This window comes from Brachybacterium vulturis (assembly GCF_043641765.1).
Lineage (GTDB): Bacteria > Actinomycetota > Actinomycetes > Actinomycetales > Dermabacteraceae > Brachybacterium > Brachybacterium vulturis_A.
In genome coordinates this window covers 23,360-49,302 of record NZ_JBHZRO010000005.1, presented here as the reverse complement: position 1 = coordinate 49,302, position 25,943 = coordinate 23,360, and the positions used below count along the sequence as shown (strand labels likewise).

At 73.7% G+C, this 25,943-nt stretch carries 18 protein-coding genes; 12 read left to right on the top strand and 6 right to left on the bottom strand.

What is annotated here, in order from left to right; genetic code table 11:
• The first annotated feature begins 112 nt into the window (after nucleotides 1-112).
• From ACHUEU_RS05210 to ACHUEU_RS05165, 10 genes are all read left to right on the top strand, one after another.
• Complete coding sequence (locus ACHUEU_RS05210; RefSeq protein WP_394214839.1) at nucleotides 113-565, top strand: DUF2871 domain-containing protein; 453 nt, start codon at nucleotides 113-115, stop codon at nucleotides 563-565.
• Between the two features lie 159 nt (nucleotides 566-724).
• Complete coding sequence (gene glpX, locus ACHUEU_RS05205; RefSeq protein ID WP_394214838.1) at nucleotides 725-1,711, top strand: class II fructose-bisphosphatase; 987 nt, start codon at nucleotides 725-727, stop codon at nucleotides 1,709-1,711.
• A gap of 140 nt (nucleotides 1,712-1,851) precedes the next feature.
• The gene (locus tag ACHUEU_RS05200; protein ID WP_394214837.1) at nucleotides 1,852-2,541 is read left to right on the top strand and encodes an NUDIX hydrolase; all 690 of its coding nucleotides are present in this window, start codon (nucleotides 1,852-1,854) and stop codon (nucleotides 2,539-2,541) included.
• A gap of 98 nt (nucleotides 2,542-2,639) precedes the next feature.
• Nucleotides 2,640-3,812 (top strand): amidohydrolase, encoded by a 1,173-nt coding sequence (locus ACHUEU_RS05195; RefSeq protein ID WP_394214836.1) that lies wholly within the window; start codon nucleotides 2,640-2,642, stop codon nucleotides 3,810-3,812.
• Nucleotides 3,813-4,358: 546 nt separating this feature from the next.
• Nucleotides 4,359-5,585 (top strand): glycosyltransferase family protein, encoded by a 1,227-nt coding sequence (locus ACHUEU_RS05190; RefSeq protein ID WP_394214835.1) that lies wholly within the window; start codon nucleotides 4,359-4,361, stop codon nucleotides 5,583-5,585.
• Entirely contained in the window at nucleotides 5,575-6,936 is a 1,362-nt protein-coding gene (locus ACHUEU_RS05185) for a glycosyltransferase family 4 protein (RefSeq protein ID WP_394214834.1), read from the top strand. Before ACHUEU_RS05190 ends, ACHUEU_RS05185 begins: the two co-directional genes overlap by 11 nt.
• On the top strand, nucleotides 6,933-8,108 hold the full coding sequence (locus tag ACHUEU_RS05180) for a glycosyltransferase family 4 protein (protein ID WP_394214833.1): 1,176 nt from the start codon (nucleotides 6,933-6,935) through the stop codon (nucleotides 8,106-8,108). Before ACHUEU_RS05185 ends, ACHUEU_RS05180 begins: the two co-directional genes overlap by 4 nt.
• Entirely contained in the window at nucleotides 8,108-10,147 is a 2,040-nt protein-coding gene (locus ACHUEU_RS05175; protein ID WP_394214832.1) for an ABC transporter ATP-binding protein, read from the top strand. The genes ACHUEU_RS05180 and ACHUEU_RS05175 overlap by 1 nt, the downstream gene beginning before the upstream one ends.
• Complete coding sequence (locus tag ACHUEU_RS05170; RefSeq protein WP_394214831.1) at nucleotides 10,144-12,681, top strand: phosphotransferase; 2,538 nt, start codon at nucleotides 10,144-10,146, stop codon at nucleotides 12,679-12,681. The genes ACHUEU_RS05175 and ACHUEU_RS05170 overlap by 4 nt, the downstream gene beginning before the upstream one ends.
• Nucleotides 12,678-14,198: a UDP-glucose dehydrogenase family protein gene (locus ACHUEU_RS05165; RefSeq protein ID WP_394214830.1), complete on the top strand. Its 1,521-nt coding sequence runs from the start codon at nucleotides 12,678-12,680 to the stop codon at nucleotides 14,196-14,198. Before ACHUEU_RS05170 ends, ACHUEU_RS05165 begins: the two co-directional genes overlap by 4 nt.
• 221 nt (nucleotides 14,199-14,419) lie before the next feature.
• Here ACHUEU_RS05165 and ACHUEU_RS05160 read toward each other — a convergent pair whose 3' ends face one another.
• The 5 genes from ACHUEU_RS05160 to ACHUEU_RS05140 form a co-directional block, all read right to left on the bottom strand.
• On the bottom strand, nucleotides 14,420-15,286 hold the full coding sequence (locus tag ACHUEU_RS05160) for a hypothetical protein (protein ID WP_394214829.1): 867 nt from the start codon (nucleotides 15,284-15,286) through the stop codon (nucleotides 14,420-14,422).
• Nucleotides 15,287-15,812: 526 nt separating this feature from the next.
• On the bottom strand, nucleotides 15,813-18,950 hold the full coding sequence (locus ACHUEU_RS05155) for a YhgE/Pip family protein (RefSeq protein WP_394214828.1): 3,138 nt from the start codon (nucleotides 18,948-18,950) through the stop codon (nucleotides 15,813-15,815).
• A 131-nt stretch (nucleotides 18,951-19,081) separates the two neighbouring features.
• Nucleotides 19,082-20,002 (bottom strand): tRNA glutamyl-Q(34) synthetase GluQRS, encoded by a 921-nt coding sequence (gluQRS, locus tag ACHUEU_RS05150; protein ID WP_394214827.1) that lies wholly within the window; start codon nucleotides 20,000-20,002, stop codon nucleotides 19,082-19,084.
• A gap of 10 nt (nucleotides 20,003-20,012) precedes the next feature.
• Nucleotides 20,013-20,726: a GNAT family N-acetyltransferase gene (locus tag ACHUEU_RS05145; RefSeq protein ID WP_394214826.1), complete on the bottom strand. Its 714-nt coding sequence runs from the start codon at nucleotides 20,724-20,726 to the stop codon at nucleotides 20,013-20,015.
• Between the two features lie 31 nt (nucleotides 20,727-20,757).
• Entirely contained in the window at nucleotides 20,758-21,552 is a 795-nt protein-coding gene (locus ACHUEU_RS05140; RefSeq protein WP_394214825.1) for a hypothetical protein, read from the bottom strand.
• Between the two features lie 196 nt (nucleotides 21,553-21,748).
• Between ACHUEU_RS05140 and ACHUEU_RS05135 the strand changes: the two genes are divergently transcribed.
• Complete coding sequence (locus ACHUEU_RS05135; protein WP_394214824.1) at nucleotides 21,749-22,285, top strand: peptidylprolyl isomerase; 537 nt, start codon at nucleotides 21,749-21,751, stop codon at nucleotides 22,283-22,285.
• A gap of 159 nt (nucleotides 22,286-22,444) precedes the next feature.
• Here ACHUEU_RS05135 and ACHUEU_RS05130 read toward each other — a convergent pair whose 3' ends face one another.
• The gene (locus ACHUEU_RS05130; RefSeq protein ID WP_394214823.1) at nucleotides 22,445-24,613 is read right to left on the bottom strand and encodes an MMPL family transporter; all 2,169 of its coding nucleotides are present in this window, start codon (nucleotides 24,611-24,613) and stop codon (nucleotides 22,445-22,447) included.
• A 149-nt stretch (nucleotides 24,614-24,762) separates the two neighbouring features.
• Here ACHUEU_RS05130 and ACHUEU_RS05125 point away from each other — a divergent pair, with 149 nt between their 5' ends.
• Nucleotides 24,763-25,917, top strand: a complete 1,155-nt coding sequence (locus ACHUEU_RS05125; RefSeq protein ID WP_394214822.1) for a DNA glycosylase AlkZ-like family protein — start codon at nucleotides 24,763-24,765, stop codon at nucleotides 25,915-25,917.
• Nucleotides 25,918-25,943 lie beyond the last annotated feature (26 nt).

Here is a 25,943-nt window from a genome sequence, read left to right as displayed (position 1 = left end):
CGGCCAGCAGTGCCGGCGCACGCCGAGCACCGGGGCGGACGGCCGGACGGACGAGCCCGGATCGACCTTTCGGGGGATCACGTGACCTGCCGCGATTCCTGCGCTGGATGGCATGAACAGACTTCTCCGCACCGCCTTCGCCTATATGATCCTCGGTCTCGTCTCGGGCCTCTTCTACCGCGAGTACACCAGGGCCACCGACACCCTCGGCGTCGACTCCCAGCTCAGCACCCTCCATACGCACCTCCTGGCGCTGGGAATGCTGGTGTTCCTTCTCGTGCTCGCCCTGGATGCGGTCTTCTCCCTCAGCGGGAGCCGCTCCTTCACCGTCTTCTACTGGACCTACAACATCGGGCTGCTGGTCACCGTGGTGATGCAGGCCGTGCGTGGTGTCCTCACCCTGGACGGGCAGGGCCCGGCCACCACCTCGGCCGCGATCCCCGACATCGCAGGGCTGGGACACATCGTGCTCACCGTCGGCCTGGTCGCCCTCTTCGTCGCACTGCGCGCAGCGGTCACCGAGCGCAGCCACGAGGCCGGTGAGCGGACCACGGTCACGGCCTGACCCCGTCCGGGCGACAGTCCCGCCCCCTTCCCCCACCGGGCGGGGCAGGCGCACGGGCGGGTACAGTCACAGGTGCACGTCAGGCAACGATCGGCCTGTCGACTCGGCAGGTCCCGGTCCGCGACTCCATCCATGTCCACGCACCGAGGGAGCCCCCATATGACCACCTCTGCCACCACCGCCCCCGACCGCAACCTCGCGCTCGAACTGGTCCGCGTCACCGAGGCCGCCGCCATCGCCGGCGGCCGCTGGGTGGGCACCGGTGACAAGAACCGGGCCGACGGCGCCGCGGTCGATGCGATGCGCTCCTTCATGGACACCGTCCGGATGGACGGCACCGTGGTGATCGGCGAGGGGGAGAAGGACGAGGCCCCGATGCTGTTCAACGGCGAGTCCGTGGGGGACGGCAGCGGCCCCGACGTCGACGTCGCGGTGGACCCGATCGACGGCACCCGCCTCACCGCACTGGGCTACAACAACGCCCTGGCCGTCCTCGCGGTCGCGGAGAAGGGGAGCATGTACGACCCCTCGGCCGTGTTCTACATGGAGAAGATGGTGGTGGGGCCCGAGGCGGCGGAGTACGTGGACCTGCGCCTGCCGGTCGAGCAGAACATCAAGCTGGTGGCCAAGGCGCTGGAAAAGCCCGTCAACCAGGTCACGGTGTGCGTGCTCGAACGTCCCCGTCACGAGCCCCTGGTCCAGGAGATCCGGGCGGCCGGGGCCCGGGTCAAGTTCATCATGGACGGGGACGTGGCCGGCGCGATCGCGGCGGCCCGCGGCTCCGGGGTGGACATGCTGCTGGGCACCGGCGGCACCCCGGAGGGCATCATCGCCGCCTGCGCGGTCAAGGCCACCGGCGGCATGCTGCAGGGGCGGCTCGCTCCCACCGACGACGCCGAGAAGCAGAAGGCTCTGGACGCCGGTCACGACCTCGACCGGGTGCTCACCACGGACGACCTCGTGACCTCCGACAACTGCTACTTCGCGGCCACCGGCATCACCGACGGAGATCTGCTGAAGGGGGTGCGCTACCAGCACCACCGCATCTTCACGGAGTCCATCGTCATGCGCTCCACCTCCGGGACCGTGCGCATCGTCGAGGCGGAGCACCGCCCCGACAAGTGGGGCCGCTGGCTCGAGAACTGAGCGACGTGCTGCGAGCGTGCGAGCGGTAGGAGCGCAGTGGGTCGGGTGGAGTCTGAGCGACGTGCTGCGAGCGTGCGGTGACGTGTGAGCCGCCTTGCAGATGGAGTCAGGATGACGAGAACTGTGCCTACTCTGGACACATGGCCACCTCCTCATCAGAGATCCACGTCGCTGTCGACCTCACCGTCCTGACCCTCCGGGAAGGCGCCCTGAACGTGCTGCTGATCCAGCGCGAGGACGAGCCCCACCGCGGTGCCTGGGCCCTGCCCGGCGGTTTCGTCCAGCTCGGTGAGGACCTCGACGGGGCCGCTTATCGGGTGCTCGCCGACGAGGCCTCGCTGGGCAGCGGCGCCGTGCACCTCGAGCAGGTGCGGACCTTCGGCACCCCCGGCCGTGACCCGCGCGGCCATGTGGTCTCGGTCGCCTTCATGGCGCTCGGTGCGGATCTGCCCGACCCGCGCCGCGGCGAGGACGTGGCCGACGCCCGCTGGTGGCCGCTCGAGGAGCTCGCCGAGGTGGCGCTCGCCTTCGACCACGCCACCGTGCTGGAATGCGCCGTCGAGCGCGCCCGCAGCAAGCTCGAGTACACCACCCTCGCCACGACCTTCCTGCCCGAGGAGTTCACCATCTCCCAGCTGCGCGGGGTCTACGAGAGCGTCTTGGGCACCACCCTGGACGCGGGCAACTTCCACCGCAAGGCCACCCGTACCGAGGGCTTCCTGGCGGAGCTGGACCGGCACGCCGCCCCGACCGGAGGTCGTCCCGCCCGCCTGTACCGCGCCGCGGGCGGCACCTCGTTGATGCCGCCGCTGCTGCGCTCCGGCGACTGAGCGGCCCCGCGCCCGCCGCTGCGCGCTCGCGGCTGTGCGGGACTCGCGGCCGCACGGGATGGGGGCACCGCCGCCGGGCACCATGGCAGGATCATGCCGTGACCGATGACGCCGTCCTTCTCACCGCCTACGCCTCGCGCCGCGAGGAGGTGCACGCCCTGGCCCGCGCGATCCACGCCGACCCCGAGACCGCCTTCGAGGAACAGCGCGCCCACGACCGCTGCGCGGACCTGCTGGAGAGCGCCGGCTTCACCCTCGAGCGCGGCATCGCCGAGCTGCCCACCGCCTTCCGCGCCACCCTCGGCACCGGCTCCCTGGTCGCCTCGCTGTGCGTCGAGTACGACGCCCTGCCCGGCATCGGCCACGGCTGCGGCCACAACCTGATCGCCGGCGCCTCGCTCGGCGCGGCACTGGCGCTCGCCGAGCAGCTCAGCGACCTCGACGTGACGCTCCAGGTCATCGGCACCCCCGGGGAGGAGCACGGCGCCGGCAAGCAGCTGCTGCTGGACCGCGGCGTCTTCGACGGCGTGCACCTGTCCCTGATGAGCCACCCCACCCCGCACACCGACACCTACGACGTGCTCGGCTCCACCAGCCAGGCCGTCGGCCGCTGGCGCGCCACCTTCACCGGACGCGGCGCCCACGCCGCCGCGAATCTTGCCGACGGGATCAACGCCAACGACGCCGCCGTGGTCGCCCAGGTCGCGGCGGGTCTGCTGCGCCAGCGGATCCGGGACGGCCCGCGGCTCGCGCTGGTGCCCCAGCAGTCCGGGGTCACCAACATCGTCCCCGAGACTGCGGTGATCGACTTCGAGTGCCGCGCGCTGACCATGCCGGAGTTCGAGGAGTTGCGCCGGCAACTGATCGCCTGCTTCGAGGGCGCGGCCCTCGCCACCGGCACCACCCTCGAGATCACGAGCAGCGAGCCCGTCTACGAGCCGCTGCTCCAGGACGAGGTGCTGGGCGCCGCCTGGAATGCGGCGATGCGACGGCGCGGTCGGCCGCTGAACGGCTCGCTCGGGATCACCTCGGCCTCGACCGACATGGGCAACGTGTCCCGGCGGGTGCCCTCGCTGCACCCCTTCGTCGGCATCACCGGTGCCGGCGGTGCCCTGCACACCCGGGAGTTCGCCGAGCACGCCGACTCCGCGGAGGGCTACCGCCTGCTGGATGACGCCGCGATCGCGATGGCCGGCGTGATCCGGGGCGTCGCCTCCGACGTGCCGTCGCGCGAGGCGATCCTGGCCCGCGCGCAGCAGCTGGCACGCTGACCGGCGGTCGGAGAGGACGAGCCCTGGGCTTCGTGCAGCTGCACCCTTGAGGGGCCACGGTGCCGGTGACGAAGCCACGCCGGAGCTCCATGAAGAGGGCGGTGGCGGCATCGATCGTGCGTGCTTCGCCGAGCGCCTGCACCACCCGATGCAGGGCCCGGGTGGCCGGGCCCGGGTGTTCGCCACCGGCCACCCGCGAGCGCGGCGTCGAGCGGCTTGTTCCGAGAGCCTGGTCGGGAACTGGCTCCAGGGAGATGGGTATGCCGATATCTCCGTACCTGTCGCGGTGACGCCAGTCCCCGACCATGCCCCGGACCGGACCATGCCCCGGACCGGACCATGCCCCGGACCCGGACCCGGACCCGGACCCGGACCCGGACCCGGACCCGGACCCGGACCCGGACCGGGACCCGGCCCCGCATGAGCTGCGCGTCGCCGCGGCCACGGGCGGGACGAGCCGATGAGAGCGTCCTCATCAGCGGTTCATCCTCACCTCATCGCCGCTTGGGAGCCTGCTGATCGTCACCGAACGACCAGGAGAGCCCGATGGACACCACGATCGCGCTGTATTCCCACGACTCCGTGGGTCTGGGGCATTCCCGGCGCAACCGCGCCCTCGCCCATGCGCTGGCGGAGCAGCTGCCGCCACTGACCGGCGGCAGCGTCGGCGGGCTGCTGATCGCCGGCCACCCCGATGCCGGCCGCGACCCCCTCCCCGAGGGCTGGGACTGGCTGGTGCTGCCGGGCATGACCCGCACCCGCGACGGCTACCGCGCGCGCCACCTCGGCCTCGAGGGCGACGCCCTGCGGGACCTGCGCAGCGCCACCATCGACGCCGTCCTGACCGCGCTGGACCCGGACCTGTTCATCGCCGACCGTCATCCCTTCGGCATCGACGGCGAGCTGCGGCCGGTGCTCGCGAACCTCCGCTCCCGAGGCACCGCCACGGTGCTGGGAATGCGCGAGGTGCTCGACACCCCCCGTGCGGCGGCCGCCGAATGGGACGCCCTGGGCGGCGCCGAGCTCGTGGCCTCCTTTCTCGACGCGGTCTGGGTCTACGGCGACCCGCAGGTCTACGACCCGTGCCGGACGGGGGAGCTGCCGCCGCCGCTGGCACGGAAAGCCACTCTGACGGGCTACCTCTCCCACGGCCGCCCCGCCGCCCGTCCCCTCAGTCCCGAGCGCAGCTCCCCGACGCCGCCCCGGCCGTACGTGCTGACCGTGCTGGGCGGCGGCTCCGACGGGGCGGAGCCGGCCCGTCTCGCCGCGACCGCCCGCCTCCCCGCCGGTCACCGGCACCTGCTGATCACCGGGCCCCAGATGCCTGCGCAGGAGATCGAGGAGATCCGCGAGCTGGCCGAGACCGCGGACCGGGCGACGGGCACGGACGGGGCCACCACCGTGCTGCGCAGCGCTCCCGACGTGCCCGAGCTGATCGCCGAGGCCGCCTCCGTGGTCTGCATGGGCGGCTACAACACGATCGCCGAGGTGATGGCGACTGACACTCCCGCCCTGGTGGTGCCCCGGCACCGCCGCCGCCAGGAGCAGCCCCGCCGGGCCCGGGCCCTCGCCGCCGTCGGCGCGGTCGAGACCTGCGATCCCGAGAACCTCACCGCCGCGGACCTCACCGCCTGGTGGCGACGCTCGGTCACCGACCGCACCGACCGCTCTCACATCGATCTCGACGGCCTGGGAGTCGTCGCCCGGCTCGCCGCCGAGCTGCTGCCCGCATCCGTCCCCGCCCACCCGGAGGTGTCCCGCCATGTCGGCTGACCGACCACCACGTCTCGCCTACGTGCTGAAGATGTACCCCCGCTTCTCGGAGACGTTCATCGTCTCGGAGATCCTGGCCCGCGAGGCCGCCGGCGAGGAGATCGTGATCTTCTCCCTGCGACCCCCGACCGACGCCCGCTTCCACCCCGAGCTCGCCCGGGTGCAGGCCCCCGTGATCCAGGTGGGCCGCTCCTCCAGCCCGCGCCGCCTCTGGGAGCTCTGGGCGGCGGCGATGACCGATCCCGAGCTCGCCCGCGGCATGTCCGCGCAGCTCCACGAGCTGGTGGCCGCCGGGGTCGACGAGGCCGAGCAGGCGCTCGCCGTGGCGATGCTGGCCCGCGAGCACGGGGTCACGCACCTGCACGCCCACTTCGCCTCGCTGGCCACCACCGTCGCCCGGCTCGCGAGCCTGCTCACCGAGCTGCCGTACTCCTTCACCGCCCACGCCAAGGACATCTTCCACCACGACGTCCAGCCCGCCGATCTCGCCCGCAAGCTGCGCGACGCCGACCACGCCGTCACCATCAGCGAGTACAACCGCGAGCACCTGCGCTCCCGGTTCGGCGCCCGCGACACCGCCCGCCTGGAGCTGGTGCGCAACGGCCTCGAGCTCGAGCGCTTCCCCTATCGGCGCCGCGGCGCCCTGCCCGCGGTGCCGGTGCTGCTGGGGGTGGGCCGCCTGGTCGAGAAGAAGGGCTTCGACCAGCTGATCGACGTGGTCCGCGAGCTCCGCGAGGAGGGCCGGGAGGTCCGCGCCGAGATCGTCGGCGACGGCCCGCTGCGCGAGCACCTCGCCGCCCGCATCACCGAGCTCGGCCTCCAGCAGCAGGTGCACCTGCTGGGCCCGCGCACCCAGGAGGAGGTGCGCCGCCTGCTGGAGGAGGCCGACCTCTTCGTCGCGCCCTTCGTGATCGGGGCCGACGGCAACGCCGACGGACTGCCCACGGTGCTGCTGGAGGCGATGGCCACCGGCATCCCCTGCGTCGCCGCCTCCGTCACCGCCGTCGGCGAGGTGATCCTGGAGGGCCGCACCGGCTGGCTGGTCCCCAGCGGCGACACCCCGGCGCTGGTCGAGGCAGTCCGTGAGGCGCTGGACCCCGCCACCGACCGGCTCGCCCTCACCGACGCGGCGCGCGAGCTGGTCGTCGCGCAGTACGGCTCCCGCCTGCAGGCCCGTCACCTGCGCGAGCTGGTCGCCCGCTCCGCGCACCGCAACATCCTCACCCAGCCGCTCGAGGCGGTGCCGGAGGCCGCGCCGACGCCGCGCCCGAGCACGACGCAGCTGCTGTCGCCCGCCGCCTCCCCCTCGCTCGCGGAGCCCGCGGCACCCACCGGAAGGAGCCTGTCATGAGGATCGCCTACGCCCTGCTCGACCCCGGCATCGGAGTCTTCGGCACCAAGGGGGCCTCCGTGCACGTCCAGGAGGTGATCCGGGCACTGCGCGCCGAGGGCCACGAGGTCATCGTGTTCTGCACCCGCACCGACCAGGACGTCCCCGCCGATCTCGTCGACCTCGAGGTGCACCGCCACCGCCTTCGGTCGGGCACGCCCGCCGAGCGGGAGCAGGCCGTCGCCGCGGCCGCGGCCGAGATCGCCCGGGAGATCGCCGCCGGCGGCTTCGACCTGGTCTACGAGCGCTACTCGCTGTTCTCCGACACCGCCGCCCGCCTCTCGGCCCCGACGGATCCCGGCAGCCGAACGATCCCCTCGATCCTCGAGGTCAACGCACCGCTGATCGCCGAGCAGCGTGAGCACCGCAGCCTCACCGACGAGGAGGGCGCGCTCGCGGCCACCCGCCGCCAGCTGCACGGCGCGAGCGTCGTCTCCTGCGTGAGCGAGGCCGTCGCGCAGTGGACCCGCGAGGCGGGCGCCGCTCCGGGACGGGTGGTCCTCACCCCCAACGGCGTCAACACCACGCGCATCACCCCCGCCCCGCGGCCGCTCGCCGCACCGGCACCGGACGCCCCGGTGACCGTCGGCTTCGTCGGCACTCTCAAGCCCTGGCACGGCACCGACCTGCTGCTGCGCGCGCTCGCCCGCACCGAGGAGCGCCTGCGCCTGGACATCTGCGGGACCGGGCCCCAGCAGAGCGAGCTCGAGCGGCTCGCCGCCGAGCTCCGGATCGCCGATCGGGTCCGCTTCCGCGGCGCCGTCGCGCCCGCACAGGTCCCCGGCGTCCTCCACGGCCTCGACATCGCCGCCGCTCCGTACCCGGCGGGGGAGCACTACTTCTCCCCGCTGAAGGTCTACGAGTACCTCGCCGCCGGCCTGCCCACGGTCGCCTCCGCGATCGGCAGCATCCCGGAGCTGCTCGGCAACGGCACGCTGGGAATGCTGGTCGAGCCGGGCGATGTGCAGGAGCTCGCGACCGCCCTCGACGAGCTGGCCGCCGATCCCGGCCGCCGCGCCCACCTCGCCGTGAGCGCTCGCGAGAGCGCCTTGGCCGAGCACGACTGGCGCAGCCGCTGCCGGCAGCTGCTGGGCCGCCTCAGCAGCGGCGCCCCGACCGAGGCGGTGGCCTGATGGTCGCGCACCTCCTCCGCCGGCGACGGACCCGCAGAGCCGAGCGCGGGAGCGGCGAGGCCGGAGCGCCGCAGCCCCGTCGGCGCCTCCTGCGGGGCCGCTCGGCGGTGCCGAGGAAGGAGCGGCTGGACCCCTCGGCCCTGCGCCGCACCCTGCGCATCATCCGCCCGCACCTGCCGCGCCATCTGCTGCTGTGCCTGGTGGGAATGAGCGCTCTGCTGCTCGATGTCGCCTTCCGGGTGCTCGAGCCCTGGCCGCTGAAGTACGCGGTCGATGCCGTGACCTCCGCGCTCGGCGCGGACCTGCCCTCGGACGCCTCGCCGTTGGGGCTGAACATCGAGCAGACCGTGATCGCCGCCGCCCTCGGGCTCGCCGTCATCATCGGCGGCCGTGCCGCCTCGAACTACCTGGCCACCGTGTCCTTCGCGAAGGTCGGGGCGCGGATCGCCACCGAGCTGCGCACCCGCGTCTTCGACCACGTCCAGGCGCTGTCCCTGCGCTACCACTCCCGCGCCTCCATCGGCGACACCTCCCAGCGCCTGGTGGGCGACGTGGGCCGGCTCCAGGACGTCGCGGTCACCGCCGGCCTGCCGCTGATCGGGAACATCATCACCCTGGTGGCGCTGCTGGTGGTGATGGTGCTCCTGGATCCGTTCCTGTCCGGGATCGTGATCCTCACGGGCCTGGCCTACCTGCTGCTCTCGCGCCGCTCCTCCCCGAAGATCGTGCATGCCTCCCGCAGCACCCGCAAGGGTGAGGGATCCCTGGTCGGCGCCGCCGCCGAAGCGCTCGGCGCGATCCGGGTGGTCCAGTCCTACGGCCTGGAGAAGACCGTCGCCCATGAGTTCGCCGGCGGCAACGAGAAGGCCATGAAGGCCGGGATCCGGGCCAAGAAGCTGGCCGCCGGACTCGAGCGCGCGACCGACGTGCTGGTGGGCCTCGCCCAGGGCGCGGTGCTGGTGGTGGGCAGCCTGCAGGTGCTGCGCGGCGTGATGAGCCCCGGCGACATGGTGCTGTTCCTGACCTACCTGAAGATCGCCATGAAGCCGCTGCGGGACATGGCCAAGTACACCGGCCGCATCGCCCGCGCCTCCGCCTCCGGGGAGCGCATCGCCGACCTCCTGGACGAGGAGATCGAGATCGTCGATCCCCCGATCCCGGTGCAGATGCGGCACGTGCGCGGCACCGTCGAGTTCTCCTCCCTCACCTCTCAGGACGGACACGGCCGCCCGCTGTTCGAGAACCTGTCGCTGCACATCCCGGCCGGTCAGCACGTCGGGATCCTCGGCCCCTCCGGCGGGGGGAAGTCCACCCTGGTCTCCTACCTGCTGCGCCTGAACGAGCCGCAGCAGGGCCGGATCCGGGTGGGCGGCTACGACACCCGGTCGGTGAGCCTCGAGGATCTGCGCCGCCAGGTCGCGATCCTCCCGCAGGAATCGGTGCTGTTCACCGAGTCGGTGCGCGAGAACATCCGCTTCGGCAGGAGGGAGGCGAGCCTCGCCGAGATCGAGGAGGCCGCCCGCCGCGCCGGCGCCCATGACTTCATCATGGGGCTGCCCGAGGGGTACGACACCGTCCTCGGCAACCGCGGCGACACCCTCTCCGGAGGGCAGCGCCAGCGCATCGCGATCGCCCGGGCGATGATCCGCCGCGCCCCCGTGGTCGTGCTCGACGAGGCCACCACGGGCCTCGACCCGGCCGCCAAGGCCCAGGTCAACGAGTCGCTCCGTGAGCTGGCCCGCTCCCGCACCACCATCTCGATCACCCATGACGCCACCACCGTGGCCGGGCTCGACCGGGTGCTGTGGCTGGAGGAGGGCCGGATCCTCGAGGACGGCACCCCCGCCCAGCTCGCCGCCGACCCGGACTCCCGCTACTCGCGCTGGATGATCGAGCAGCGCAGCGACGAGGAGGACCCGGCACCGGTATCGCCCGTCGCCCCGTCGCCCGTCTCCTCAGCGCCCACCGCCCCGTCGGCACCCTCGGCGCCCACCGCCCCCGTGCCGTCCGCCCCGACCTCCCAGGAGGCCCTCCGATGACCGCGACCGTGCAGTCCGTGCACCCCCACGACACCCCGTTGGGGCTGCTGGTGGACCACTCCCGCCTCCCCGGCGCCGAGCAGGTGCTGGATCCCGCCCGGCTCTCCGCGCTGCTGGGCCGCGAGGTCACCCCGGACCGGGTGCGGATCAAGCCCAGCGCCTCGGTGCTGGTCGCTCACCGCGCCGCAGGATCCGCCGAGGGGACGACCGGCCGGCCCCTCGAGGACGTCGGCTGGGTGCAGCTGATCGCCTCCGCCGACAAGCGTCATAACCTCCTCTCCCGCGCCGCCCGCCACGGCGTCGAGCTGCTCGAGCACCCCTTCGAGCACCCTATTGAGCAGGCCTCTGCGCAGGCCTCTGCGCAGGCCGCGGAGTCCGCCGACGGGGACGGTCCGTTCCTGCTCAGCGGCGGGATCGACAGCGATCCCCGGCTGGGCGGAGAGATCGAGCGGGTGCTGCGCCGCCACAAGAGCGGCACGGCTCCGCGGGTGCTGAGCTACAATCCCGGCCGCCACGCGGTGCTCCTCCTGCCCGGCACCGGCGAGGTGCTCCGCGTCGCCTCCCGCCCGCTGGACGGACTGCTGCAGGTCGTCGGCCACTGGCGCGAGCTGGGGCTGCCCACCCTCGAGCAGCACCGCTGGCGCGGTCGCTCCGCCGTGCTCGTCGGCGAGCGCTGGGGCCACGGGGACCTCGCCGCGCTCGCCCCCCACCCGCTGTCCATGCCCGCGGCCACCCGCCTCGGCGGGATCATCGCCCGCCTCCACGCGGCCGACGTCACCGGGCGACCCCTGCCCGCGGCGCGCATCGGCAGCCCGATTTCCGGGACCAGCGCGGACCTCGCCGACCTGCTCCCGCACCGGGCGCAGCAGATCGAGCACCTCGTCACGCGCCTGCGCACCGTGCTGCCGGCCGACGGTCCGCAGGTGCTGATCCATGGCGATCTCTCCCCCGATCAGGTGCTGCTGTCCGTCGACGAGACCGCGGTGCCCGGACATGGCCGCCTGCCGCTGCGGGTCGTGGACCTGGACCGCTCGGGCCTCGGCCCGGCCGGCGCCGACCTCGGCTCCTGGCTCGCCTCCTGCCTGCTCGCCGGGGTCGAGGAGCAGGCCACCGCGTTCCTGGGCGGATACGCCCGCCACCGCACCCTGCCCGCCGCGGAGGAGCTCGCGGCCTGGACCGCGCGCGCCCTGCTCGCCGCCGCCCTGGACCCCATGCGGCGATACGGCTCGGACTGGCTGCCCGCCGTCGAGGCTCGCCTCACGCTCGCCGAGGCGGTGCTGGAGCGTCCCGAGCGCCTGCCGCTGCCGGCCCCGGACCGCGCCGCCGACGGACCCGCCCCCGCCCTCCGCGAGGCGGAGCAGGCCCCGCTGGTCCCGGCCCGGATCGAGCATGACGGCACCGTCCTGACGGTGCGCCGCGCCTGGGCGGACGACGGCCGCGGCCTGCCGCTGGAGCTGGTGGAGGAGCGCGCGGACCGCGAGGACGGGCCGCTGCGCGGGGCCCGTCTGGAGGCCACCACCGGTCGGATCACCGTGTACGAGGCCGGCAGCGATCCGCGCCTGCCGGGCCTGGCCCGGGTGCTGGCCGCGCGTCCCGGCGCCGTCATCGTCTCCCACCGCCCCGGGAAACGGGCCGTGGTGCGCCATGGCGAGGAGCGCGGCGCGGTGCGGTACGTGAAGATCGTCCGGCCCGGTCGCGCCGCACGGCTGCTGGAGGCCATCGCCCGCGCCGAGGACTTCGCCGGACCCTTCCGCACCGCGCGGGTGCTCGCCGCCGACGACGACACGGTCACCTTCGCCGAGCTGCCCGGTCACCTGGTGCACGAGGGGCTGCCCCTCGCCGACGGCAGCTGGCGTCGCGCCTGGCGCGAGACCCTGGAGGCCTGGTCCGCCGCGGTCCGCTCCTCCCGGGGCCGTCTCGAGACTGCGGGCGCCGACGGGCACGGGACGGCTCCGATCCGCGAGACGGTGCACGGGCCCGAGGCCGAGGCCGCGGTGCTGACCACCTGGCGCGAGCGGGCCGACGCCGTGGATCCCGCCGGTGCGCGGGCCCGCGGCCGGGCCGTCGCCGCGGCCCACCGCGAGCTCGCCCGCGTCGACGGGGTCGAGCGGCCCTCGCTCATCCACCGCGACCTGCATGACAAGCAGATCCTGTGGCGGCCGGGAGAGCCTCCCGCGCTGCTGGACGTCGACACCGCTGCCCTCGGCGACCCCGCCCTGGACGTCGGGAACCTGCGCGCCCACGCCCTCTGGCGCGAGCTGCAGGGCCTGTGGTCCCCGGACCAGGCCGAGGTGGTGCGTGAGGAGATCGACCGGGCGGCCCTGCACAGCGGCATCGGTCCCGAGACGCTCGCCGCCTACGAATCCGGCACCATCGCCCGCCTCGCCTGCGTCTACGCCTTCCGCCCGCGATGGCGCGACCTGGCCCGGACCCTCGCAGCCACCCTCGACCCCCACCACAGCTCCGCTGTAGCGGACGAATCCCCCTCGCTGAGCGGCCCCGCCGCCCACCTCGAAAGGACGATGTCGCGATGACCACCACCACTCTCTCCGTGATCGGTGTCGGATACCTCGGCGCAGTCCATGCCGCCTCCATGGCGGAGCTGGGCCACGAGGTCATCGGCCTGGACATCGACGCCGAGCGCGTCGCCGCGCTCCAGGCCGGGATCCCGCCCTTCCACGAACCCGGCTTCGCGGACATCCTGGCCCGCGGCCTGGCCACCGGCCGGCTGCGCTTCACCACCGACTACGCCGACCTCGCGGGCGCCGAGGTGCATTTCCTCGGACTCGGCACCCCGCAGCGGGCCGACGGCTTCGGCGCCGACCTCAGCCACCTCGAGACCGCGGTCGACGCGCTCGCCGAGGTGCTGCCGTCCCGCAGCGGCGCCCCGACCCTGGTGGTCGGCAAATCCACGGTCCCGGCCGGCACCGCTCGCCTGCTCCGCGAGCGGCTCGCCCACCTCGACGGCGTGCAGCTGGTGTGGAACCCCGAGTTCCTCCGGGAGGGATTCGCGGTCCAGGACACCCTGGACCCGGACCGGCTGGTCTACGGCGTGCACGATCCCGAGGACGCCGCCGCTGAGCAGGCGATCGAGATGCTCGATGGCGTCTACGCCCGCATCCTCGAGAAGCAGCCGCCCCGCCTGGTGATGGGGTACGAGGCGGCCGAGCTGGTCAAGACCTCCGCCAACGCCTTCCTCGCCACGAAGATCTCCTTCATCAACGCGGTCTCCGAGATGTGCGAGGTCACCGGGGCGGATGTCACCGACGTGGCCCGCGCGGTCGGCATGGATGACCGCATCGGGGCGAAGTTCCTGCGCGCCGGCGTCGGCTTCGGCGGCGGCTGCCTGCCCAAGGACCTCCGCGCCTTCATCGCCAGCGCCGAGGAGCACGGCGTGGGGGAGGCGCTCGGCTTCCTGCGGGAGGTCGACGCCATCAATGACCGTCGCCGCGGGCGCGTGGTCGAGCTGGCCCGCGAGCTGCTCGGCGACCTGCACGGTCGCCGGGTCACCGTGCTCGGCGCCGCCTTCAAGCCCGACAGCGACGACGTGCGCGACTCCCCGGCCCTCGATGTCGCCACGCGACTGCGCGCCGCCGGCGCCGAGGTCACCGTCACCGATCCCGAGGGGCTCGAGAACGCCCGGCCCCGCATGGAGGAGCTGGCCGAGCTCGAGCCCGATCTCGACACCGCGCTGCAGGGCGCAGAGCTGACCGTGCTGCTCACCGAGTGGAGCCAGTACCGCGAGCTCGACCCCGCGCGCGCCGCTGCCCTGGTCACGGCCCCGCGCATGATCGACGGCCGCAACGTGCTGGACCCGCAGCACTGGCGGGCAGCGGGCTGGACGCTGCGCTCCCTCGGCCGCGCCGACGCGCTGCCGGCGCCCCGCCCGGCCGCGACCGACCAGTCCGGGGCCAGCGAGGCCGTGACCGGTGAGGCCGGGGCCGGCGAGGCCTGGACCGGAGAGACCCGGACGGGAGAGTCCCGGGCCCGCCCGGAGGGGGCCCGCGCTTCGGCGGCTCGCCCGGCGGAGCCGGTTCCCGCACTGGTCTGAGCACTGGGGGCGGCACCGCGCCTCCCAGGGCTGCGCACCCGTACGGACGCAAGCCCGCGAGCTCCTTCCCTGCTTGCGCGCCAGCCCGCCTGCCCGTCCTCCTGCCGGCCTGCCCGCCTGCCCGTCCGCCAGCTGGGCGTGGTGGCGGTCGGGTATTGGCGTCACAGCGATGAGTATGCCGATATCGCCGTACATGTCGCGTGCGGGCCAGCCCTCGACCATCAACCTGCGATCGGGCGGCAGTGGTCGCGGCGGCGGAGTATCTGCAGGAGCTGGGACTTCGTCTCCTCCCAGTCGAGGAAGACCTGCTCCCAGGTGAGTCGGGTGACCATGTAGCGTCGAGCCTGGAGGCGCAGGTCACGGGCGCGGTCCCGGTGGTACTGCTCGGGGTTGTCGTGAAAGCGCACGCTGTCGCATTCGATGATCCAGCTCGCCCCGAGCTGCAGGTCGACCCTTCCCACTCCGGGGATCTGCACCTGGGGAGTGACCGGTACGTGCAGCGACTCCAGCCACCATCTCACCGCGGTCTCGGTCCCCGACTCGGCGAGCGGGGTGACCCGGTTCAGCTGCGCGCGACGCGCGGCGGGAAGCGCGGCGAGAACCCGCCGCACCCCGTGCCGCGAGATGCTCCGCCGGTTCAGCGCGGACTCGAGGAGGATCGCGGCATCCGGGACGGACAGGCAACGCACGGCGTGCTCGAGGGTCAGCGACAGCTCGGCGACCGGATCCTGGTCCGGCCAGCTCCTCATCTCCGAGCCGTGCTCCACGAGAGCTTGGTCGTGCTCCATGAGATCCTGGCCGCGTTCCGCAAGACCTTGGTCGTGCTTCTCGACCCCGAGGCCGCGCGGCCGGTACACGTGATGGCCCGTGTGCAGAGGCACCCAGAGGCCGTGATGCTCTGCCGCGGTCACGCAGCTGGGCCGCACCCCTCGTCGCAGCAGCAGCACGATCTCCTCCGGGGCGTCACCGGTGACATACCAGGCGCCGACGCGCATGATCCGTCCCTTGCGGAGGAGGCGCCGGCGAGCGGCATCGGTGATGCCGAGCCCGGCGAGGTCCGAGCGGTGCGCGATTCCGGGAATCTTCATCAGAGCAGTACAGGTGAGCCGCAGCGAGGACGGGGGAGTTGGATCGTCCTTGTGGACGACGCAGGGCTGGGGAGGAGAGGCTCACCTGCTCGGATCCAGGTCCCGGGTACCGGTGCATGCTCGGGCCCGGCCGCAGAACTGGCGCGGGCTGAGGCTCGGGTGCAGGTGCAGATCCAGGCTGGGGTGCAGGTGCGGTTGTAGGTGCCGGCCCGTGCCAGAGTACGGGTGCAGGTGCAGGTGCAGGTGGAGGTGCAGGTACAGGCCCGGACTCGGGTGCAGACTCCGGTGCGGGACGTCGGCCTCTGGTCGGGTATTGGCGTCAGGGCGACATGTACGGCGATATCGGCATAGCCCTCGCCCTGGCGCCGGTCACCGACCACCGACCCGTACGGGAGCGGACGGGGTGTGCGGCGGCAGGTCCCCGCACGGCCCGGTGCGGGCGACGGTGGCAGGCGGGCGACGGCGGCAGGCGGGCGACGGCGGCAGGCCGGCGACGGCGGCAAGCGGTCGGCAGCCGCGGGCGGGGTCAGGCCGCGGCCGCGCCGCCTGCCAGGGGCCCGGCGGCGAGGGCGCGGCGGTGCTGGGCCACGGCGCCGGCCAGGCCGAGCGCGAGACCGAGCACGAGCCAGCCGAGCAGCCAGGTCAGGGCGCCGGAGGGGTCGATCCAGCCGCCGCCGATCGCACCGCGGAAGGCATCCACGGCGTGGGTCATCGGCAGGTACGGGTGGATCGCCTGGAAGAACCGCGGCAGGGTCGCGACCGGGTAGGTGCCCCCGGCACCGGAGATCTGCAGGGCGATCAGCACCAGGGCGACGAACTTCCCGACCGGCCCGAACAGGGCCCCGAAGCCGTGGTTCAGCGCCACGAACACCATCGAGGTCAGGGCCGCGAGCCCCATCATCAGCGGCAGGTCGTCCATCCTCACGCCCACCAGCCAGTGCAGGGCGCCCACCGCGATGGCGGTCTGCACCAGGCCCAGCAGCAGGGCGGGCGCCAGGCCGCCGGCCAGCAGCCCCACGGGGCCTGCGCCGGCCGCGGCGGCCCGGGAGGAGAACGGCGGCATCATCAGGAAGATCGCCATGCCGCCCACCCACAGGCTGATGGCGAGGAACAGCGGGGCCAGGCCCTCGCCGAAGCGGCCCAGATCATGCGCGCGCTCGAGGCTCATCTGCACCGGCTCCGCGGCGGTCTCCGAGAGCGCCTCGCTCTCGTCGTCGCTGTAGGCGGGCACCTCGTCCTGCGACTCCGCGAGCCCGTCCTGCAGCTCCTGCGCACCGTCGGCGAGCTCTCCCGCCCCGTCATCGAGCGCGACCGCGCCCTCGGCCAGCTCCTCCGCGCCCTCGTCGACCCGCGTCGCGCCGTCCTCCAGCTGCGTGGCGCCGTCCTCGAGCCGCCCGGCGCCATCCGCGAGCTGCTGCGCACCGGCGCCGGCCTCGGCGGTCCCCTCGGCCAGCTGCTGGGAGCCGTCGACGAGCTGACCGGTGCCGCCGGCCAGCTGCTCGGCGCCGTCGCGGGCGGTGTCCACCCCGTCCGTGTAGCGGGTGACGCCGTCGGCAAGCTCGCCCGCTCCCTCGCTCGCGGTGCCGCTCGCCTCGGCGAGCTCGGAGGCACCCGAGGACACCCGCTGGGCACCGGAGTTCAAGCGGTGGATGTCCTGCGCGCCCTGCTCGAGGGTCGCATAGGCCTCGGGGAGGGCCTCGGCCGCGGTGCGGGCCTGCTCGGTCAGGTCTGCGGCGAGATCCGAGGCGCTCGCGCTCGGTGCGGGGGAGGGGGCGGCGGTGATGGCGTCGTCGCGCAGGGTGGTGAGGTCCTGCTCGAGGGTCGAGGCGCTCTCGGCAAGGCTCCCGGTGCTCTCGGCGAGCGAGGAGGTTCCCTCGGCGAGGCCCGAGGTGGTCTCGGAGAGGCCCTCGAGGTAGGTGAGCATCGCCTGGGCGGACCCGGTCATGCCCGCGGCGGTGCCGGCGATCTCGGTGGACCGCTCGGCGGCGGTGCCTGTGGCCGCCTCGGCGGCATCCGCATCGGTGGAGGCCTGCTCGGCGTCGCCGCGCACCTGGGAGGAGGAGTCCGAGGTGGTCGCGAGCTCCTCGCAGAAGGCGGCGTCGGCGCCGGAGTCCTCGCAGCGCGCAGCGAGATCCTCGACCTGTTCGGTGTATCCGCGCACCCCCTCCTCGCTGGTGGCGGCGCTCCCGGAGGCCGTGGTGGCGGCCTGGTCCGCGGTCTGCACGTCCGCATCCAGCGCGGTGGCATCCTGCCCGATCGTGGCGGCGCCGTCCTGCAGCCCGCGGGCGTCCTCGGTGCGGTCGGCGGTGGCCCGGTCGAGGTCCTGCGCGGCCTCATCGAGGCCGCTCACGGTCTCGTCGAGGGTGGTGGCGGCCTCGGAGACGGTGCCCGCGGTGGTGACCGGGTCGGCGAGCTGCCCCGGCAGATCCCCGGCGACGCCCTCGAGGGTGTCGATCGCGGTGACGAGGTCCTCGCTGACGCGCCGGACGCTCTCCGAGGTCACGCCGGTCTCCTCGGCGCGCTCCTGCGCGGCGGAGACCGTCTGATCGAGCTGCTGGGTGCCATCGGCGACCTGTCCGGCGCCGTCGGCGAGGGTGCCGGCCCCGGTGGCGAGCTCCGAGGTGCCGGCCGCGAGCTGCTGGGCCCCGCTGCGCAGCGGCTGTCCGTTCTCATCGAGGGTCACCAACCCGGTGCGGAGCTCCTGAGCACCGGCATCGAGCCTTGCCGTGCCGTCGCGCAGGGTGACCGCCCCGGTGCTGAGCTGGTCCAGGCCCACCACCAGGTCGAGGCTGCCGGAGTGCAGGGTGGTCGCCCCGTCGGCCAGCTCCGCGCTGCCGTCTGCCAGCGCTTCCGTGCCCTCGGCCAGCTCGGTGCTGCCGTCGACCAGGTCGCCGGTGCCGTCGTGCAGGGTGGTGGTGCCGTCGCTCAGCTCGCCGGCCCCGTCGACGGCGTCGCCGATGCCGTCGTGGATGGTCGTGAAGCCCACGTAGATCTGACCCAGGTACTGCTCGAGCACGCTCGCGCGCAGTGAGTCGGTCAGCGCCGTCCCCACGGATTTGGTGAAGTTGCCGCCCACGTAGTTGACCGAGTCGTTGGTGGTCACGGTGAGCAGGGCGGGCGCCGCCTCCTCGGCGTCCCCGCCGAGGGAGGCGACGTGCGCGGAGAAGTCCGCGGGGATCTCGACACTCGCTCCGTAGGTGCCGTCGGCGAGGCCGCGCCGGGCCTCGCCGGGGGAGACCTCCACGAAGTGGTACACCGAGTCCTTGTCCAGGTCCAGCAGCGTGTCGGTGAACTCCGCGCCGATGTCCAGGCTGGTCTCCTCGCCGTCCGGGGAGGTGGCCGTGGCACCCTCGTCCTCGTTCACCACGGCGGCGGTGATCTGGTCGAGATTGTGGCTCGGGTCGAGGAAAGACCAGGTCATGTTGCCGGAGTAGATCAGCGGGACCAGGGCCAGGCCGGTCACGAACAGCGCCGCGATCGGCGTCTTCCACTCTCCGGGCAGCAGGGCGAGCGCTCCACGGCCGACGGTGGAGAGCCCGCGGCCCGTCGCTCCGAGGGCGCGGGCGAGCGCATCGGCCACGGCACGGGCGGCCGAGAAGACGGCGTCGCGTGCCGTGCCCAGGACGGTGGTGAGGGCGGTGAGGAGCGCACGGAGGAGTGACATCACGACGCACACGATACATCCGTGTATCGAAAGTTGTTACTGGTTGGTAATAAGTGTGGCGCGACAGACGAGGGGCCAGGCCGTGCCCCGCCGGGAAGCCGGTCCCCGCGAGCGGTCCGCGCCGCGCGGCATCAGTCCGGCAGGTCGACCGTCCACGGGTGCCGCGGGAGCGTGGCCGGGTCCCAGCGCTCGAGCACGTCGCGCGCGCTGTGGCAGCCCTCCAGTCCCAGCGAGCTCCCGATCCTCTCGACGACCGCCGCCGTGCTCTCCCCGCGCTCGCGCCGGTCCTGCAGCGTCACCGCGCCGTCCCGCTTCGCGAGCCGGGCACCTGCGGTGCTCACCGCGAGCGGCACGTGCGCGTACCCGGGCTCGGGCAGGCCCAGCAGGTGGGCGAGATGCGCCTGCCGCGGGGCGGAGCTGAGCAGGTCATCGGCCCGCACCACCTGATCCACCCCGGCCGCCGCATCGTCGACGACGACGGCGAGGTTGTAGGCGACCACGCCGTCCCCGCGGCGCAGCACCAGATCATCGACGGTGCCGGTCACCTCCCCGGCCCACAGGTCGTGCACCTGCCAGCTCGGCACCTCAGCGCGCAGCCGCAGCGCCGGCTCGCGGCGCAGCTCCCGCATCCGCGCCCGGCCCTGCTCCCTGTCGGCGGGGGAGAGGTCACGGCAGGTGCCGGGGTAGGCGCCCGGCGGGGCATGCGGGGCGCTGGGCGCCTCGAGGATCTCCCGCCGGGTGCAGTAGCACTCGTAGATCCGGCCCTGTGCGTCCAGCGAGCGGAGCGCGGCGGCGTGGGCCGGTCCGCGCTCGGACTGGCGGACCACCGCGCCGTCCCAGTCGATCCCGAGCGCGGCGAGGTCCTCGAGCTGGCGCTGCTCGGCCCCTTCGCGCACCCGGTCGAGATCCTCGACCCGCAGGTGGAAGGCGCGTCCGCTGCGCCGGGCCAGCACCCAGGCGAGGATCGCGGTGCGCAGGTTCCCCAGATGCAGGTCGCCGCTGGGGGAGGGGGCGTAGCGGCCGGCGCCGCGGAAGGGGGTGGCAGCAGGCATGCGGTGCAGTCTAGGAACCCCCGAGCACCAGCAGCACATCGCCTGCGCGGCCTCCGGGCACCGGGCGCTCCGGCGGCGCCGGGACGAAGCCGAGCCGGCAGGCCAGGGCGAGGGAGGGCCGGTTGGCGGCGGCCGTCACCGCGACGATCTCGGTTCCGCTGCGCCCGCCGCCCCTGTCGCCACCGCAGCTCCCGCCGGCGCGGCCGCCGAGCTGCGGGTGGGTGAGCACCGCCCGCATCGCCTCGCTCGCCACGCCGCGTCCCGTCGCTGCGGGAGACAGCCGCCAGTAGGCGCTGAGCACCGTCGGATCCTCCGCGGCCAGCGGGGTGAGGCCCACGACGCCGAGCAGCCCGCCCGGCAGCGGCACGAGCTCCCCGGGCATCGCGGCGTCGGGCGACCTCATGGCAGCCGGGAGTTCGTCGGTCGCGGCCGCAGCGGACGGCCGGTGGGCACGGACCGACAGGTAGCCCACTTCGTGCTCGACCCAGCTCTCGCGCCACCTCCTGAGCACCCAGCGCATCTGGGCGCGGTCGGTCAGCGGCTCGGTGAGGTCCTCGGCGAAGGCGCGCGGATCCGCATGCAGCGCCAGCAGCTCCTCGAGCTCTCGCTCCGCGACCGGGGTCAGATGGAGCCGCGGAGTGCGCAGTGCGAGCGGAGCGGGGCCGGGCATGACGACGGCGCGGCGATCACCGTCCGGGGACGGGATCACCGCGCCGTCGTGCACGGAATGCTCCGTGATGCGCCGAGGCGAGGAGTCAGGAGTCGCTGCGGTGGTTGCCGCGCTTCTCGTCGTCGTCGGCGGCCTCGGGATCCGAGTCGACCTTGACCTCCTTGGGCTCCACGTCGGAGGAGCGGTCCTCACCCTTCAGGGCCGAGGCCACGTCTCCGGCATCGGCCGAGCCGACGGTGTCGGAGACGGTCGAGGAGTCGGACTCGTCCGCGGCGGACGCGGGGTAGTGCGCCCGGGCGAAGTCCGCGGGCGGGGCCCACGGGTCCTCGACCGGACGGGTCTTCTGCCAGGCGATGTAGCCCGCGGCGGCACCGGCGGCGGCCAGGCCCAGGACGAGCAGCACCTTGCCGGCGCGGCCCTTCTTCTTCGGCTGCGGCGTCGGCTCGAGGACGGCGGAGCGGATGTCGCCCTGGCCCTTCTCGAGCTCCTTGCGCGCCGCGTCGACGGCGGCCTTCAGCACGGTGCCGGAGGTCTCCACCGTCTTGCGGGCGCGCGGGAGGTAGTCGTCCTGCACGTCGGAGCGGAGCTTGTCGGCGCGAGGGCTGAGGTTCGCGGCGAACTTGTCGGAGTGCTCGCGGAGCTTGTCCGACTGCTCCCGGAGGCGCTGCTGGGCCTCCGGGGCGTACTGGCCGTACAGCTCGGTGGCCCGGCTGCGAGCCTCGCGCGCACCCTCGGAGACCACGGGGCCCACCGTGGCGGCGAGCTTCTGCAGCTCCTCGACGGCCTTCTCGGCCCGCAGCGCGGTCGCGCCGGCCGCGTCGACCGTCTTCTCAGCCTGCTTCTTGGCCTTCTTGGCCTCCCGCTTGGTCGTCAACGCCATGGGAATCCCCTTTCGATCGAGTCCGTCGGGTCGGGCCGACGGTGGTCCCTGGGCCGTGGCAGGTGGACACCGCCACGGACCCGTGTGGCACAACTCTAACGCGAGCGCGTATCCGGGCTCACAGTCGATGAGAAGGAGCCCACGCCCGTCCGGTCGGTCGGGACGCCCGCAGGGGCCGATATGGGAAGATGACCGCATGTTCGCAACTCTTCACACCAACCATGGGGACATCCGCCTCGAGCTGTTCCCGCACCACGCTCCCAAGACCGTCGAGAACTTCGTGGGTCTCGCCGAGGGCTCCAAGGAGTTCTCCGACCCGGAGACCGGCGAGAAGGTCACCCGTCCGTTCTACGACGGCGTCATCTTCCACCGCATCATCTCGGGCTTCATGCTCCAGGGCGGCGACCCGCTGGGCACCGGCACCGGCGGCCCCGGCTTCACCTTCGATGACGAGATCTCCGAGAAGAACTTCAACGAGCCCTACGTGCTCGCGATGGCCAACGCCGGCAAGCGCCGCAATGCGCTGACCGGCCAGCCCTCCGGCACCAACGGATCGCAGTTCTTCATCACCGTGGGCCCCACCCCGCACCTGCAGGGTAAGCACACCGTGTTCGGCGAGGTCGCCGACGAGGACTCCAAGAAGGTCGTCGACGCCATCGAGGCCGTCAAGACCGATATGCGCGACCGTCCGCTCGAGGACGTCGTCATCACCTCGGTGACCATCGAGAAGTGATCCTCGAGCGCTCGTGAGCGCTCATCGACGTGGTGCGCCGTCGGCGCCCTGGCAGTCCCGGCCCCGGCCGGCTGCGGGGCACCGGCGGCGCTCTCGCGTCTCCCGACGGAGTCGGGCCGCGGCACCCGCCGGTGACGGGTGCCGCGGCCCGGGCGCCCCTCAGCGCCGCGCCGGACGGGAGGGCCACCACATGCGGTCCCCGATCAGGGCGAACAGCGCCGGCACCAGCACGGTGCGCACCAGCAGGGTGTCCAGCAGCACGCCCAGCCCCACGATCAGGCCCAGCTGGCCGAGCACCACCAGGGGCAGCACCCCCAGCGCCGCGAACACCGCGGCCAGCACCACGCCCGCGCTGGTGATGACCACGCCGGTGGAGCCGACGGCCCGCACCATGCCCTGGGTGGTGCCGTGCGTCGCGGCTTCGTGGCGGGCGCGGTGGACCAGGAAGATCGTGTAGTCCACGCCGAGGGCGACCAGGAACAGGAAGGCCAGCAGCGGCACCGTCACATCCAGTGCCGGGATGTCCAGCAGCAGCCGGCCGGTCCACAGCCCCAGCCCGATCGCGGCGACCGAGCTGGCGACGTTCACGGTCAGCAGCACCAGCGGCGCGACGACCGCCCGCAGCAGCACCATCAGCACGATCAGCACCACGCCGAGGATCATCGGCGCCACCACCAGCAGGTCGCGGGTGGAGTCGGCGCGCACGTCCAGGGCGCTCGCGGTGGTGCCGCCCACCAGGGCATCGGCGCGCGCCAGGGAGTGCAGGGCCGTGCGCAGCCCCTCGGCCTCCTCGAACGCCTCCGGCGATTCGGGCTGGGCGGTGCCGACGGCGGAGAGTACGGCCCAGCCGTCCGGCGTGGTGCCGGAGACGGAGACGCGGTCGATGCCGGGCACCGCCTCGGCAACAGCGATCGCCGCCTCCACAGTGCTGTCGGTGTCCTCGCGCACCACGATCTGGTGCGGGGCGCTCTCGCCGGCTCCGTAGTGCTCGGCCATCGCGGCGAAGCCGGTGGAGGACTCGTTGGCGGAGGCGAACTGCTCATCCTGCGCGAGTCCGACCCGGGTGCCGAGCAGACCGGTGGCCAGCACCGCCATCAGCAGCACCGAGACCACGGCGGCCGCGACGGGACGGCGGGTGACGGTGCGGGCGACGGCCGCGAACGGCCCGTGCTCGGCGTCGTCCCGGCCGGTGGCGGCATCCGCGGTATCCGCGGCTCGCGGCACGAAGGGCCAGAACACCCTGCGGCCGACCACCGCGAGCAGCGCGGTGAGCGGGAACAGCACGGCGACCAGGGCCACCAGCAGGCCGGCCGCGGCGGCGATGCCGAGCCCCCGGGTGGCGGGCATGACCGCGGCCAGCAGGGTCATCAGCGCCAGCACCACGGTGACGTTGGAGGCGATGATCGCCGGCGCCGTGCGGACCCAGGCGGTGGCCAGCGCGGTGCGATGGTCGTCGTGGCGGTGCAGCTCCTCGCGGTAGCGGGAGATCAGCAGCAGGGCGTAGTTGGTGCCCGCACCGAAGACCAGCACGCTGATCACGCCCGCGTCGAAGGCGAGGGACAGCTGTTCGCCGAGCATCGAGGTGAGCGCGCCGGCGGCGCCGTCCGCGAGGGCGACGATCGACAACGGGATCAGCCACAGGATCGGGGAGCGGTAGGTGAGCAGCAGCAGCACGGCCACCACGGCGATGGTCACCGCGAGCAGGGTGAAGTTCGCGCCGGAGAAGGCGCCGCGGATGTCGGAGCCGACGGCGGGGCCGCCGGTGACGGATACCGTGAGGTCCTCGGGTGCAAAGTCGTCGGCCGCGGCCCGCAGGTCCGTGATCATCGCGTCGATCGCGTCGTTGTCCGCCTCGGAGTCGACCGTGGTCATGACCAGGTCCGCCGCGCCGTCCGCGGCGGGCATGGGGCCGATCGCCTCGCGTCCGGAGACCTCGGCGAGATCGGAGCGCAGCGTCTCGATCGCGGCGGTGTCCTCCTCGGTCAGGGCGCCGCCGTCCTCGCGGGTGACCACGGCGAACACCGGCTGAAAGCGGGCGCCCTCCATGGTGTCGGCGATCGCCGCGGCGCGGGAGGACTCGGAGGTCTCCGGCACTGCATCCATGCCGGCGGCGGGACCGGCGCCGCGCAGGCCACCGGCCATGGCCAGGAGCAGCGCGATGCACACCGCGAGCATCACCCAGGCGGAGCGGCGGCCGGTGAGCGCCGCGGCGATCCGCTCGCCGACGCGACCGACGACCCCGGTGGGGGCGGTGGAGTCGGCCGATGACCCAGCGCCGGCGAGGTGGCCGGGCCGGGGGCGATGAGTGACGGGCGTGGGTGCAGGCACTGTGGTTCCTTCGCGAGATGACCGCTGGTGGCGGACGGTTGACGGTCCCCTGGTGGGGGTGCTTCCACGCTATGGAGATCGCCGCGCGAAGGGATCAACCGTTCGATGGATCCGCGGCTCGTCCGGGCGGCCGCCGGTACGCTCGATCCATGACTGAGCGACACCTCGCCGGCGCCCGGATCCTCGCCCAGGGCCTGGTGGGAGAGCCCCGCTTCCCGGACCCCGCTGCGGCGGCGCGGGCCTTCGGCGCGCACCAGGGGCAGGACGTGGCGGGGGTGATGGCCTCCCTCGCCCTGCGCACCGGGGGTGATCTGGCGGCGGTGCTCGCCGCCTTCGACCGCGGGGAGGTGGTGCGCGGCTATCCGATGCGCGGCACCGTCTTCGCCGTCGCCGCCGACTCGCTGGCCTGGCTCACCGAGCTCTGCGCCGCCGCTCCGCTGCGGGCCGCGATCTCCCGGCGCGGGCAGCTCGAGCTGGAGGACCACCACGTGCAGCGGGCGCAGCGGGTGCTCGAGGAGATCGCCGCGGAGCAGTCGGTGCCAGGGGAGGGCCGCGGGGTGCTGCGCCAGGAGCTGATGGCGGCCTGGGAGGCGGCCGGGATCCGCACCGACCGCGGTCGCGGCTACCACCTGCTGTCCGAGCTGATCTCCGCCGGCATCGCCGCCTACGGCCCCTGGCGCGACGGGGAGACCGCGGTGGTGCTCGCGGAGACCTGGCTGCCCGCCGGCAGCGGCCTCGAGGGTGCCTTCAACGGGGAGCGGACCGCCGCCGCGGCCGAGCTCGCCCGGCGGTACCTCATCAGCCACGGCCCGGTGGGGGAGCGGGATCTCGCCTGGTGGTCGAAGCTTCCGCTGAGGACGATCCGCGCCGCGCTGCCGCTGGTCTCCTCCCAGCTGGAGAGCGGATACGCGGACCGGGACGGCCGCCTCCACGCCACCGCCGAGACGGCCCGCGGAGGGGACGGCGAGCGGCTGTGGTGGCGGCCGGGGCTGGCCGAGGAATATGCCGCGGCGGAGAAGGAGACGATGCGCGAGCTGCTGCTGCCCGGCTTCGACGAGCTGGTGCTCGGCTACCGCGACCGGCTCTACCTGATGGACCCCGAGCGGCACCGTGCCCTGGTCCCCGGCAACAACGGGGTGTTCAAGCGGTCGGCGCTGCGCCGCGGCGAGGTGGTGGGGCTCTGGAGCCGCAGGGGCACGGCGGGGAGGCGGACGCTGGTGCTTCAGGAGCTGCGAGAGGTGAGCCCCGCGCAGCGCCGCCGGTTCGAGAAGCTCTTCGCGGCCTTTCCGTACACCGCGGCCTGACGCCGCCGTCCGGGGCGCCGCCGTGC